Raw genomic sequence first — 12,620 nt, 5'->3', positions numbered from 1 at the left:
CGCCGTATCCGCATGCCCGAGAAGTGGCGTTGCTGCGAGCGCACGTGTCCGCAGCCGCGGTGGTCATCGGCGGACATGCGCGGACTGCGGAGGCGGAAGCTCTCGTGGATTCCGGTTGGGCACACGACCTGGTGGCTCCTCGTGAGCTTGTCCGTGAGCGTCAACCCCACGTGGTGGCCTTGGCCGACTCGGACCATGCGCTCGCGCGGGATCCGGCAGCCCGTGTCGCCCGGTTGCCCGCGATCGCGTTCGAGGCGGCTCGGGCCGCACTGAAGGCCGATTCTCCTGTGCTGGTTCAGGTTCCGCGCGGGGGCTACGTGCCGTCACTGGCGTGTGCGAAGTGTCGACATCCGGCTCGGTGTCGCCGGTGCAACGGTCCGTTGGCGCTGCCGTCGGCCCCGGGGAGCGACGGAGCAGGCAGTCCGACGTGCTCGTGGTGTGGAATCGCAGACACCGCGCATCGGTGCACGGTATGCGGATCGCGCAACCTGCGTGCGGTCGTGATCGGCGCGGGCCGCACCGCCGAGGAACTCGGACGGGCATTTCCCGGAGTACCGGTTCACAACTCGGGAGGCGCCGCCGTGCTCGACGCCGTCCGACCCGGTGCCGGTCTGGTCGTGTCCACCGTCGGTGCCGAGCCGACGGTCGACGGTGGATACGGCGCGGCCCTCTTGCTGGACGGCTGGGCCCTGCTCGGCCGGGCAGACCTGCGTGCGGCCGAGGAGACGCTGCGTCGGTGGATGACCGCTGCCGCCTTGGTTCGGCCGGGCACGGCAGGCGGCCGAGTGGTCGTCGTCGCCGAGTCCGAGATACCCACGGTGCAGGCACTGGTTCGCTGGGACCCGCTGTGGCACGCCAGAAGTCAGTTGGACGAACGAGTGGAGGTACGGTTCCCGCCCGCCGTGCACGTTGCGGCCGTCGACGGAACCACCGATGCGATCACCGCGCTGGTGGAGAGCGCAGATCTGCCCGAGTCGGTGGAAATACTCGGACCGGTCGATCTGCCGGACGGCCAACGGGCGCCGGCGGGCGGCGGTGAGGACGCACTTCCCGGTGATGTGCAGCGGTTGTTGATACGCGTGCCGCGCAGCACCGGGGCGGCGTTGGCGCGGGCACTGGCCACCGCGCAGGCATCGCGCAGTGCCAAGAAACTCGGCGGCGGAGTGCGGGTCCAGATAGACCCGATTCGAATCGGCTGATTCCGCCGTCCCGGCTCGACGTGGCCTAGGGTTGCCTCGGGGCGGCGCACGGGGCGCCGATGAAAGGTGGGTCGGGGACATGAAGAGAAGGCAGCTCTTTCGCCGTGCGACAACAGGTTTGGCAGTGGTGATCGGTGCCCGTCTGGCCGCACCTGCCACCGCCGACGCCCTGCCGGGTACCGGCTCGGCGCAGCCACCGACACCGGCCGTTCCGTTGGACCGAATGCTCCGGATCGTGTCCCTGTCGCACATCAACGATCCGGCGCTCACTCCGATCTTTCCCGGCGATCCCGAATTCTCGCTCGAGACGGCGTTCACCGTCGCAGACGACGGCTTCTACCTCCAGTACGTCAAGGAGGGCGAGCACACCGGCACGCACTGGGGCGCACCCGCGCACTTCCAGGAAGGTGGCCTGACCGCCGACCAGCTCGATCCGGAGGATCTGTTTCTGCCCGCGGTGAAGATCGACATTCGTGATCGGGCGGCGGCCGACGCCGACTACGCCGTGACCGTGGCCGACCTGCAGAACTGGGAAGCAGTCAACGGTGCCATTCCACCAGGGGCGGCTGTCGTTCTGTGGACGGGATGGGCGTCACGCTGGGGGACCGATGCGTACGCCAACGCGGACGCGGACGGTGTGACGCACCAACCCGGGTTCTCTCCGGAAGCAGCGCAGTGGTTGATCGACACGGGCAGGCTAGCCGACAGAGGTGCCCTCGGCACCGACACCTTTGGACCCGATCTGGGCAACGACGACACCTATCCGGTGTCGGTCAAGCTCTACGACCGGCGTCGGATCAGTCTGGAGAACCTGACCAATCTGGAGTCGATTCCGACCACGGGTGCCTACGTTCTGGTCGGCGGCCCGATCAACCGAGCCGGATCCGGTTCACCTGCAACCATTTTCGGCCTGGTCCCCAGGGTCGCCTGATCGGAGGTGCTCGGCACCGCGGTGAGTGCACCCGCGGTGTCGTAGGCGTAGATGCCGGCCTTGCCCTCGCGTTTGGCCTCGTACATCGCTCGATCGGCCAGCCGCATCAGCTCGTCCTCGTCGGCGGTGTCGGAGCCGGCCATGCTCGTGGTGTCGTGGGGTGTGCGGTCGAGCTGACCGATCTGCACCACGCCCACGCACACGCCGACCGACACCGAATGGCCGTCGATCTCGTGGGCGGTCCGCATCGTCTCGGCGATGCGGACCGCCGTCTCGCGACCGGCATCCAGGTCGGCGTACACCAGGGCGGTGAACTCGTCGCCGCCGAAGCGGGCCACCACTCCGTCCACGACGCATCGCTCGAGGCGGCGTGCGAGTTCGACCAGTAGTCGGTCGCCGCCGCCGTGTCCGAATCTGTCGTTGACGCTCTTGAAGTCGTCGAGGTCGATCAGCAGCAGGACGGCGCGGCCTCGGCCCGCTCGGGCGTCGTGCACCGCCGCTCGAAGGTGTTCGTCGAACGACGACCGGTTGAGCAATCCGGTCAACCCGTCGTGATGCGCGCGGTACGTCAACTCGGCCTGCGCCCGAGTCAGGCTTCGCAGCAGATTGTCGTTCTGCACCAGGGTGATCACCTGGCGAACGAGTGAGAGCAACACCACTGCAACCCCGAGTATCACCACGGTCGAGTCCAGCTCTCCGGTCTGCACCCGCAGTATCGCCAACACGATCCCTATCGCACCCATGAGTGCGTACGGCAACAGCAATTGCGTTCTCGCGCCGGTGACGGCCTCGGTGCAGTCCGACTCGGTGGGCTTCGATTCGTGCAGCGACGATCCGTACAGCGACGAGCTGTGTGTCGACGAGTCACGCGGTGCCGGGTTGTCGTCCACGGTCCTCGGGGCAGCAGCCGCGAGAGCGATGAGCGCTGTGCCTGCGATGAATCCGCCGTCGGTCAGAACCGGCATGAAGTCCGCACCGGTGGCGACGAGATACGCATAGATGCTGTCGGATATCGCCATCATCAGGATTCCGGCGCCGAGCAGGGTGAGCTGCGTCCGATATCGCGCGGCGATCCTCGGGATCACGGCGAGCAGCACGATCATGGCCACGAGTACCAGGTCGGTGATGGGGTACATGATCGCCACCAGGAACTCGATCGAGTCGGATTCCGACGAATGCACGACCGCGCCGAGCACGGTTGCCCAGGAGAGAACGAAGAGCGACCCGACGACGACGGCCCCGTCGAGCAACGACATCACCCAGACATGGCGTGCACTGGAGGCAGCCCGCCAGGGCGACGGGCCGACGAAGGCCAGCAGGGCAGGCACGGCGAGGATCGGGAAGAGAAAGAATCCGACGTCGGCGACGGACGCGGGCGGCAGCGGCATGCCGAGAGCGGATCGATAGAAGGCCCAGACCGCCATGCCTGCACTCCAGCAGGCCATTCCGGCGGCCATCAGAACGCGCCACTGCCGTTCGGTGCCCGTTCTTCTCGACGCCGTCCGCCAGCAGACGATCGTCGCCGTGATACCTCCCGCGAGCTGTGCGATGTCGTCGATCAGTACGGAGGTTCGTTGGCCGAGAACGTTGGAGCCGGCGAGCAGGACGATGGCGAGGACGCATCCGAGCACGACGGTCACGCGTCGCCTCGTCGATCCGGCCACACGGCCTCCCTCGTTGGTGCGCGAGCGTGGTTGCGCGAGCGCGGTAGAGCCGGCCGCTGTTTCGGTCCGTTGGACGAGAGCTCGTACCGACCGCGTCATCCTAGCGAGCGAGAGCCGTCCAGGGCGCGTTCCTCGGAGTCGGGAAACGTGGAGGTTGCCTCTGGACCTTGCCAAAGATCTATTGTCGATATATCGTCGACGTATCAATCGATACGAAGGAGTACGACATGAATTACGCATTCGAGGGTTTCGCACACGAATTCGGACGTCGCGCAGGAGCACGTCGACACATGCGTGGCGCGCCGTTCCAGATGTGGGTCGCGCAGAGCGAGGACCGCGGCCCGTCGGACGATCACGGTCCACGAGAGCGCGGCCGCGGCAGGAGAGGCCACGGTGAACGGAGCAGGCACGGTGCCGGTGGGTCGTTCGGACGAGGACCGGAAGGCATGCGCCCCGGCTTCGGTCCCGGTGGTTTCGGTCCCGGTGGTTTCGGGCCGAACGCAGATTTCGGTCGAGGTCGCGGTCGGGGAGGGCGAGGGCGTCGCGGGGACGTGCGCGCTGCAATCCTCCTGCTGCTCGAGGAACGTCCGATGCACGGATACGAACTGATCCAGCAGATCGCCGAGAAGAGCAACGGCACCTGGAAGCCGAGTCCTGGCTCCATCTATCCGGCCCTGTCGCAACTCGAAGACGAGGGCCTGGTCCTCATCGACAAGGTGGCCGGCCGCAAGACCGCTGCACTGACCGACGAGGGTCGAACGCACATCGAGGCCCATCGTGCCGACCTGGGCAGCCCGTGGGACGACGTGGCAGAGTCCGTCGGAGTCGACGCCCGGGATCTTCGGGCGCTCATCGGCCAGTTGATGGGCGCAGCCGGTCAGGTCGCCGGAGTGGGCACACCGAAACAGGTGGAGCAGGCCGCCGAGATTCTCACCGAAGCCCGCAGGTCGCTGTATCGGATACTCGCCGAGGACGGTTCGACCTATCGAGATCCCGACGACACGGTCGACGCCCCCGACGCGCCGTGACCGGCAGGTGCGGAATCGTCCGCAGTGCTTGCGACTCCCTAGGATGGACACCCGAGATCCTTTCGTCCATCCCAGGGAGTTGCTCGAGTGCGCGTCGTCTTTGCCGGTACACCGGAGCCCGCGGTCCCGTCGCTGCGGGCACTGCTCGAGTCCGAACGCCACGAGGTGATCGCCGTGGTGACTCGGCCCGACGCCGCTGCCGGTAGAGGTCGCAAGACGATGCGGTCACCGGTCGGGCAGCTGGCCGACGAGCACGGAATCCCCGTGTTCACACCCGCGAAGCCCGCGGATCCGGATTTCGTCTCACAGCTCACCGAACTCGCACCCGGCCTGTGTCCGGTGGGCGCGTACGGGGCACTGCTGCCGCAGCCGGTGCTGGACATCCCTCGCTTCGGCTGGATCAATCTGCACTTCTCGTTGCTGCCCGCATGGCGAGGTGCCGCGCCGGTACAGGCCGCCATCGCCGCAGGCGACGAGATCACCGGTGCCTCCACCTTCCTGCTCGACGCGGGAATGGACACCGGCCCGGTACTCGGCGTCGTCACCGAGCGGGTACGCGCAACCGACACGACGGGGGACCTGCTCACCCGGCTGGCGTCGAGCGGAGCAGACCTACTCGCTGCCACCCTCGACGCGATCGAGGACGGGACGGCATCGGCGCATCCGCAGCCCGAGGACGGGATCTCCTACGCGAGCAAGGTCAGCGTCGACGCCGCACGCATCGACTGGACGCGGTCTGCTGCATTCGTCGATCGGCACATCAGATCGGTGACCCCCGCACCGGGCGCATGGACGACGATCGGTGAACTCCGCGTCAAGATCTCACCGGTTCAGCACTCCGAGGACACGCTCGCGCCGGGTTCGATCGAGGTGCGCAAGTCCGGGGTGCACATCGGAACAGGTACGACGGCAGTGGTTCTCGGCGAAGTTCAACCGCAGGGCAAGAAGCTCATGAAGGCACTCGACTGGGCGCGCGGCGCTCGGCTGGACGATACGGCGGTAGCGCGATGACAGAACCCGACAGGCCTCGAAAGCGCGAGTCGAGTCCGGCCCGAAAGACCACCAAGAAGTCGCCCGGTGCGCGTGGTCCGAAGGGAAACCGGCCCCCGCAGGGCGGGGGACCCCGTGCCGTCGACGCGATCGACCCGGCCCGTCGCGCGGCCAGGGATGTGCTGAAGGCCGTGCGCGAGCGGGATGCCTACGCCAACCTGGTGCTGCCCGGTTTGCTGCGAGAGCGCAAGCTCGACTCACGCGACGCGGCACTGGCCACCGAACTCGCGTACGGCGCGTCCCGAGCTCGTGGTGTGCTCGACGCGGTGATCGCCCACGCCGCCGGTCGGCCCGCCGCCGAGATCGACGGACCACTACTCGACATTCTGCGGCTCGGCTCGTACCAACTGCTGCGTACACGGGTGGCTCCTCACGCCGCCGTCGCCACGTCGGTGGACCTGGCTCGGTCCGAATTCGGTTCCGGCAAAGCAGGTTTCGTCAACGCCGTGTTGCGGCGCGTGTCCGAACGCACGGCGGCGCAGTGGGTCGACGAACTTGCGCCCGAGGCGGGGGTCGATCCCGTCGGCCACCTCGCGTTCGAGTACGCGCATCCCACGTGGATCGCGCAGGCCTTCGCCGATGCACTCGGTGCCGACGCCGGTGAACTCGCCGCCGTCCTCGAGGCCGACGACGCGCGCCCCTCGGTGCACCTGGTCGCCCGGCCCGGAGAGATCTCCGCCGAAGAACTGGCGCTGATCACCGGGGGAGAAGAGGGGCCCTATTCGCCGTATGCCTTGCACCTCGACGGCGGTGATCCCGGCAAGATCGACGCCGTCCGTGACGGGTTGGCCGGAGTGCAGGACGAAGGCAGTCAACTCGTCGGCCGGGCGCTCACCCTGGCACCGCTCGTCGGCGAGGACGGTGGCCGGTGGCTGGACCTGTGCGCCGGACCGGGCGGTAAAGCTGCCCTGATCGGTGCCATCGCCGAAATCGACGGTGCCACGGTCGACGCCGTCGAACCGACCCCGCACCGAGCCGATCTGGTGTCGAAGACGACGAAAGATCTTCCGGTGACGGTGCACACCGTCGACGGTCGAGCGTCCGGACTCGACGGCGGCTACGACCGAGTGCTCGTCGATGCGCCGTGCACCGGACTCGGTGCCCTGCGACGCAGGCCCGAAGCACGCTGGCGTCGACAACCTTCCGACGTGGCGGCGCTCGTGACTCTGCAGAAAGAACTGCTGGCAGCGGCAATACAGCTGGTTCGCCCCGGTGGAGTGGTGCTGTACTCGACCTGCTCGCCGCATCTGTCCGAAACCACGGCCGTCGTCGCCGACGCGATCCGCCGCTACGGCGTCGAGCCGCTCGATACCCGTGAGCTGGTGCCGGGTGTCCCACAACTCGGAGACGGCACGTCGGTGCAACTGTGGCCGCACCGACACGGTACGGACGCGATGTTCATGGCGGCGCTGCGTAAACCGATGTAAACAGCATGCCGATGTGATCAGTCGCCGGCCAGGAACGTCTCGGCCACATCCTTCGGGGCGTAGACCAGCCAGCCGTCGACGATCAGTTCTCGCAGTTCGTCGTCGCCGGTGTTGTCGATGTCGACCAGAACGGCGGCGAACCCGTCGAAATGCGGGATGGTGAAGCACGCCCGCGGGTGGGCGGCGAGGATGGCTTCCTTTTCGTTCGGATCAGCGGTGCGGACCGCGAGGATCGGCCCGCTGGGCGGAATCTCGCTGCCGAACCGCTTCAGATCGGCCTTGCTGAACGGCCGAATCCACGCGAAGACGTTCTTGCCCACCGACCATGCCGGATGGCCGTACCGTACACCCTCGGTGACCTCGGGCAACTCGGCGATCACCGTCGCCGCGTAATCCATGGTGGTCATGGGCGAACGATACCGGCTGGGCTAGGCTCGTCAATCGTGGTTTCCCCGATGATTGCCCCCTCGATCCTGTCCGCTGATTTCGCTCGTCTGGCTGCCGAAGCCGAGGCGGTGGCCGGAGCCGACTGGCTGCACGTCGACGTCATGGACGCGCACTTCGTGCCGAACCTCACCCTGGGTCTGCCGGTCGTGGAGAGCTTGCTGAAGGCGACGAACATCCCCCTCGACTGCCACCTGATGATCGAGGACCCGGCCCGCTGGGCTCCGCCCTACGCCGAGGCCGGGGCGTACAACGTCACCTTCCATGCCGAGGCAACCGACGACCCGTCCGCAGTGGCACGCGACATCCGCGCCGCGGGCGCGAAAGCAGGCCTGTCCGTCAAGCCGGGAACACCCATCGAGCCGTACCTCGAGATCCTGCGCGACTTCGACACCCTGCTGGTGATGAGCGTGGAGCCGGGCTTCGGCGGACAGTCGTTCATGCCCGAGGTGCTCTCCAAGGCGAAAGCTGTTCGGGCACTTGTCGATTCCGGTGATCTCCGGCTGATAGTGGAAATCGACGGCGGCATCAACTCCGATACGATCGAGCAGGCCGCGGAGGCCGGAATCGACTGTTTCGTGGCCGGATCGGCCGTCTACAACACCGCCGACCCCGCGGTCGCCGTGCGCGACCTCCGTGCCCGCGCCGCCCGCGCATCACATCACCTGTCGTAATGAACGGCCAGGGCGCAACACTGTCCGTCGCGGACGCCATGGCCCTCGCCGTCGAGGCATCCGAAGCCGCCCGGGGCATCAGCAGTCCCAACCCCCCGGTCGGCGCGGTGATCCTCGATGCCGACGGCATCGTCGTCGGCATCGGTTCGACTCGCCCGCCCGGCGGACCACACGCCGAGATCGTCGCGCTGGCCGAGGCCGGGGACCGAGCTCGCGGCGGTACCGCGGTGGTGACCCTCGAACCCTGCAACCACACCGGCCGCACCGGACCGTGCTCACAGGCCCTGATCGCGGCGGGCATCGCCGCAGTCGTGCATGCCGTCGCAGATCCGAATCCGCTCGCATCGGGCGGCGGAGACACCCTGCGCGCGGCGGGCATTCGCGTCGAACAGGGGACCGGCGAGACCGAGGTGCGGCAGGGTCCGCTGCGAGCCTGGTTGCACAAGCAACGCACCGGGCGGCCGCACGTGACGTGGAAGTATGCCGCCACCCTCGACGGACGTAGCGCGGCGGCGGACGGCACGAGCCAGTGGATCACCGGACCGCAGTCCCGGGCGCACGTCCACGCCGAACGGGCCAAGCTCGACGCCATCGTGGTGGGAACCGGCACCGTACTGGCCGACGACCCGCGCCTGACCGCACGACGTCCCGACGGGACCCTTGCGCCCCACCAGCCCGTCCGCGTCGTCGTCGGATCTCGGCCGATTCCGTCGACCGCGGCAATCCGTGGATCCGACGCAACCACCGTGTTCCTGGACACACACGACCCCGCCGCCGTGATCGACGCTCTGCACGAGCACACCGACATCCAGCTCGAAGGCGGTCCGACGTTGGCCGGAGCGTTCCTCGCCGCCGGGCTCGTGAACCGCGTCGTGGCGTACGTCGCGCCGGCCGTGTTGGGCAGCGGGCCCGCAGCGGTGGAGAATGCGGGTATCGGAACAATTGCCGACGCAATTCGGTTCCGCACGGAGACAGTCACCATGATCGGCAACGACATTCTGATCGGCGTCGTGCCCGAAGGAGCGAAGTAGATGTTCACCGGAATTGTCGAAGAGCTCGGCGAGATCGTGGCCAAGGACGAACTTCCCGACGCCGCGCGGTTCACCGTCCGCGGACCGGTGGTGACCTCGGATGCAGGCCACGGCGACTCCATCGCGGTGAACGGCGTCTGCCTGACCGTCGTCGAGGTGCTGCCCGACGGCGGATTCACCGCCGACGTCATGCAGGAAACTCTGAACCGCTCGAGCCTCGGCGCCCTCGATGTGGGCAGCCGCGTCAACCTTGAGCGGGCAGCCGCGCTCGGCAGCCGTCTCGGTGGGCACCTGGTGCAGGGCCATGTGGACGGCACCGGGACCATCATTAGCCGGTCCCCGTCGGAGAACTGGACGGTCGTGCGCATCGCACTGCCCACCTCGGTCGCACGCTACGTCGTCGAGAAGGGCTCGATCACCGTCGACGGCGTCTCGCTCACCGTCTCCGGACTCGGTGCCGACGACGGTGCGCACTGGTTCGAGATCTCCCTGATCCCCACCACCCTCGAGCTGACCACTCTCGGCACGGCCGAGGTCGGAACGCCGGTCAACCTCGAAGTCGACGTCATCGCCAAGTACGTGGAGCGGCTGCAGACGATCGACGCACAGTAAGTACTGTTGACGTGCACGCAATCGATGGTGCATCGGAGAATTTCCAGGGCGCTGAGCCAGGCCCGAGACGTATGGAGCACACCGTGGTGACCAGGTTCGACAGTATCGAGCGCGCAGTTGCGGACATCGCTGCGGGCAAAGCAGTGGTGGTCGTCGACGACGAGGACCGCGAGAACGAAGGCGACCTCATCTTCGCCGCCGAGAAGGCCACACCGGAACTGGTCGCCTTCATGGTCCGCTACACCTCCGGTTACCTCTGCGTTCCGCTCTCCGGTGAGGACTGCGACCGGCTCGGCCTGCCACCGATGTTCGCCACCAATCAGGACAAGCACGGCACCGCGTACACCGTCACCGTCGACGCCCGCGAAGGCATCGGCACCGGAATCTCGGCATCCGACCGGGCGGCCACGATGCGACTGCTCGCCGATCCCGACACCGGAGCCAATGACTTCACCCGGCCGGGCCACGTCGTACCCCTGCGCGCCAAGGACGGCGGAGTGCTGCGTCGCCCCGGCCACACCGAGGCGGCCGTCGACCTCGCCCGCATGGCAGACCTGAGGCCTGCAGGCGTCATCTGCGAAATCGTCAGCCAGAAGGACGAGGGCGCGATGGCACAGACCGACGAACTGCGCGTCTTCGCCGACGAACACGACCTCGCTCTCATCTCCATCGCCGACCTCATCGCCTGGCGTCGCAAGCACGAGAAGCACGTCGTCCGCGTCGCCGACGCCCGAATCCCCACCAGCCATGGCACCTTCCGCGCCGTCGGCTACCAGAGCATCTACGACGAGGTCGAACACGTCGCGCTCGTCCGCGGCGACATCGCGGGCCCCGACGGGGACGGCAACGACGTGCTCGTTCGAGTGCACTCCGAATGCCTCACCGGCGACGTGTTCGGATCACTGCGCTGCGACTGCGGACCACAGCTCGACGCGGCGCTGGAAATGGTCGCCGCCGAGGACCGCGGCATCGTGCTGTACATGCGCGGACACGAAGGTCGCGGCATCGGTCTGCTGCACAAGCTCCAGGCCTACCAACTCCAGGACGCAGGCTCCGACACCGTCGACGCCAACCTGCAGCTCGGACTCCCCGCCGACTCGCGCGACTACGGAATCGGTGCCCAGATCCTCGTCGACCTCGGCGTGTCCTCGATGCGGCTGCTGACCAACAACCCCGCCAAACGAGTGGGACTCGACGGCTACGGACTGCACGTGACCGAGCGAGTGCCGATGCCGTTGCGCGCCAACGCCGAGAACCTCACCTACCTGCGCACCAAGCGCGACCGCATGGGCCACGACCTCACCGGGCTCGACGACTTCGAAAATGGTCATTCCGCAGGCTCCACTCCCGCCCACGAGAATGGGGCCACATCATGAGCGGCGAAGGCGAACCCACCCTGCAGCTGGCAGGCGCGCGTGATCTCAAGCTGGCGATCGTGGCCGGTCAATGGCACCAGAAGATCTCCCAGGCGCTGCTCGACGGTGCACTTCGCAAAGCCGAGTCGGCGGGGATCGAGGACGTCACGGTCATCCGTGTCGCCGGAGCCATCGAACTGCCCGTCGTCGCGCAGGCGCTGGCCCGCAACCACGACGCCGTCGTCGCTCTCGGCGTCGTCATCCGTGGCGGCACACCACATTTCGAGTACGTGTGCGACGCCGTGACGGCCGGGCTGACGCGTGTCTCGCTCGACGAGGGCACTCCGGTCACCAACGGCGTGCTCACCACCAACGACGAGCAGCAGGCGCTCGATCGCGCCGGACTGCCCGGTTCGTTCGAGGACAAGGGCGCACAGGCCACGGCGGCCGCGATCGACACGGCGCTGACTCTCAAGCACCTCCGCCAACCCTGGACGAATCAGGAGTTCACGTGACCGGCAGCGCACCGTCCGCCGAGTGGGACATGGTGGTGAAGTCGCGTAAGTCGGCCCGCTACGCCATCGCGACCGCGGTACTGCTCGTGGTGGCGCACTCGACCGTCGCCGTCCTGCTGCGAGTGTCGCCGACCGGGGTGTACTTCAGAACCGCCGACCAGCTCGCGATGGCGGGAATCGGAGTCCTTCTGGGAGGCCTGGCGCTAGTGCTGACGCGCCCGCGCATTCGCGTCGGGCCGGCCGGTGTCGCGGTACGGAACCTGTTGTCGGAGCGTCTCATCGAATGGGATCTGGTGCGTGGCCTGTCCTTCCCGGACGGAGCCATGTGGGCCAGAGTCGACATTCCCGACGACGAGTTCATCAACGTGATGGCCATCCAGTCCAACGATCGTGACCACGCGGTCGCGGCGGTGAGACAGTTCCGCACACTCGAGCGTAAGTACGCGCCCGCCGCCTCGGTTCCGGACATCGAGGTCGATCGGGACTGACGTCGGAACTCCGCACCACAGCTGAGCTGCGGATGCGGAGAACGTCGGACCCGACGGCTAACGTGGTTGCCGTGTCCGACCCCGCTACCTACCGCCCGGCCACCGGAACCATCCCGGTGGAGCCGGGGGTGTACAAATTCCGCGATCCGCACGGTCGCGTCGTCTACGTAGGAAAGGCCAAAAGCCTCCGCAGTCGGCTCAA

At 67.6% G+C, this 12,620-nt stretch carries 12 protein-coding genes and 1 pseudogene; 11 read left to right on the top strand and 2 right to left on the bottom strand.

Annotated elements, in window-relative coordinates:
- Positions 1-1,199: pseudogene (locus tag A2J02_RS12855) on the top strand (primosome assembly protein PriA); the annotation flags it as partial.
- Between the two features lie 79 nt (positions 1,200-1,278).
- Entirely contained in the window at positions 1,279-2,130 is an 852-nt protein-coding gene (locus tag A2J02_RS12850) for a cyclase family protein (RefSeq protein WP_068050541.1), read from the top strand.
- Here A2J02_RS12850 and A2J02_RS12845 read toward each other — a convergent pair.
- Positions 2,046-3,794, bottom strand: coding sequence for a diguanylate cyclase domain-containing protein (locus A2J02_RS12845; protein WP_068050540.1), 1,749 nt, complete (start codon positions 3,792-3,794; stop codon positions 2,046-2,048). The genes A2J02_RS12850 and A2J02_RS12845 overlap by 85 nt on opposite strands.
- A gap of 290 nt (positions 3,795-4,084) precedes the next feature.
- On the opposite strand from A2J02_RS12845, the gene A2J02_RS12840 reads away from it, so the two are divergent.
- The 3 genes from A2J02_RS12840 (at position 4,085) to A2J02_RS12830 (ending at position 7,299) form a co-directional block, all read left to right on the top strand.
- Positions 4,085-4,822, top strand: a complete 738-nt coding sequence (locus A2J02_RS12840) for a PadR family transcriptional regulator (protein ID WP_231893988.1) — start codon at positions 4,085-4,087, stop codon at positions 4,820-4,822.
- A gap of 87 nt (positions 4,823-4,909) precedes the next feature.
- The gene (gene fmt / locus A2J02_RS12835; RefSeq protein ID WP_068050539.1) at positions 4,910-5,833 is read left to right on the top strand and encodes a methionyl-tRNA formyltransferase; all 924 of its coding nucleotides are present in this window, start codon (positions 4,910-4,912) and stop codon (positions 5,831-5,833) included.
- Entirely contained in the window at positions 5,830-7,299 is a 1,470-nt protein-coding gene (locus A2J02_RS12830; protein ID WP_068050538.1) for an RsmB/NOP family class I SAM-dependent RNA methyltransferase, read from the top strand. Before fmt ends, A2J02_RS12830 begins: the two co-directional genes overlap by 4 nt.
- Before the next feature lie 17 nt (positions 7,300-7,316).
- Here A2J02_RS12830 and A2J02_RS12825 read toward each other — a convergent pair whose 3' ends face one another.
- Positions 7,317-7,706, bottom strand: coding sequence for an MmcQ/YjbR family DNA-binding protein (locus tag A2J02_RS12825; protein WP_068050537.1), 390 nt, complete (start codon positions 7,704-7,706; stop codon positions 7,317-7,319).
- 36 nt (positions 7,707-7,742) lie between these two features.
- On the opposite strand from A2J02_RS12825, the gene rpe reads away from it, so the two are divergent.
- The 6 genes from rpe (at position 7,743) to A2J02_RS12795 (ending at position 12,418) form a co-directional block, all read left to right on the top strand.
- Positions 7,743-8,417 carry a ribulose-phosphate 3-epimerase gene (gene rpe / locus A2J02_RS12820; RefSeq protein WP_068050536.1) on the top strand — a complete coding sequence of 225 codons (675 nt, stop codon included), beginning with the start codon at positions 7,743-7,745 and terminating at the stop codon, positions 8,415-8,417.
- On the top strand, positions 8,417-9,448 hold the full coding sequence (gene ribD, locus A2J02_RS12815; protein ID WP_068050535.1) for a bifunctional diaminohydroxyphosphoribosylaminopyrimidine deaminase/5-amino-6-(5-phosphoribosylamino)uracil reductase RibD: 1,032 nt from the start codon (positions 8,417-8,419) through the stop codon (positions 9,446-9,448). The genes rpe and ribD overlap by 1 nt, the downstream gene beginning before the upstream one ends.
- Positions 9,449-10,060, top strand: coding sequence for a riboflavin synthase (locus tag A2J02_RS12810; protein ID WP_068050534.1), 612 nt, complete (start codon positions 9,449-9,451; stop codon positions 10,058-10,060). It abuts the gene before it with no gap.
- Between the two features lie 86 nt (positions 10,061-10,146).
- Positions 10,147-11,436, top strand: a complete 1,290-nt coding sequence (locus A2J02_RS12805; RefSeq protein ID WP_068050543.1) for a bifunctional 3,4-dihydroxy-2-butanone-4-phosphate synthase/GTP cyclohydrolase II — start codon at positions 10,147-10,149, stop codon at positions 11,434-11,436.
- Entirely contained in the window at positions 11,433-11,930 is a 498-nt protein-coding gene (ribH, locus tag A2J02_RS12800; RefSeq protein ID WP_068050533.1) for a 6,7-dimethyl-8-ribityllumazine synthase, read from the top strand. The genes A2J02_RS12805 and ribH overlap by 4 nt, the downstream gene beginning before the upstream one ends.
- 29 nt (positions 11,931-11,959) lie before the next feature.
- Entirely contained in the window at positions 11,960-12,418 is a 459-nt protein-coding gene (locus A2J02_RS12795; protein ID WP_068050542.1) for a PH domain-containing protein, read from the top strand.
- The last annotated feature ends 202 nt before the right edge of the window (positions 12,419-12,620 follow it).

This window comes from Rhodococcus sp. EPR-147, from assembly GCF_001647185.1.
Lineage (GTDB): Bacteria > Actinomycetota > Actinomycetes > Mycobacteriales > Mycobacteriaceae > Rhodococcoides.
The sequence above is the reverse complement of the archived record's forward strand: the minus strand, read 5'-3'. Positions and strand labels throughout refer to the sequence as shown.

Bases quoted from the DNA above. Each gene is read 5' to 3' on its own strand.
- ribH (WP_068050533.1), top strand. From the start codon at position 11,433: ATGAGCGGCGAAGGCGAACCCACCCTGCAGCTGGCAGGCGCGCGTGAT.
- A2J02_RS12840 (WP_231893988.1), top strand. From the start codon at position 4,085: ATGCGTGGCGCGCCGTTCCAGATGTGGGTCGCGCAGAGCGAGGACCGC.
- A2J02_RS12825 (WP_068050537.1), bottom strand. From the start codon at position 7,706: ATGACCACCATGGATTACGCGGCGACGGTGATCGCCGAGTTGCCCGAG.
- A2J02_RS12830 (WP_068050538.1), top strand. From the start codon at position 5,830: ATGACAGAACCCGACAGGCCTCGAAAGCGCGAGTCGAGTCCGGCCCGA.
- A2J02_RS12795 (WP_068050542.1), top strand. From the start codon at position 11,960: ATGGTGGTGAAGTCGCGTAAGTCGGCCCGCTACGCCATCGCGACCGCG.
- A2J02_RS12850 (WP_068050541.1), top strand. From the start codon at position 1,279: ATGAAGAGAAGGCAGCTCTTTCGCCGTGCGACAACAGGTTTGGCAGTG.
- ribD (WP_068050535.1), top strand. From the start codon at position 8,417: ATGAACGGCCAGGGCGCAACACTGTCCGTCGCGGACGCCATGGCCCTC.
- A2J02_RS12810 (WP_068050534.1), top strand. From the start codon at position 9,449: ATGTTCACCGGAATTGTCGAAGAGCTCGGCGAGATCGTGGCCAAGGAC.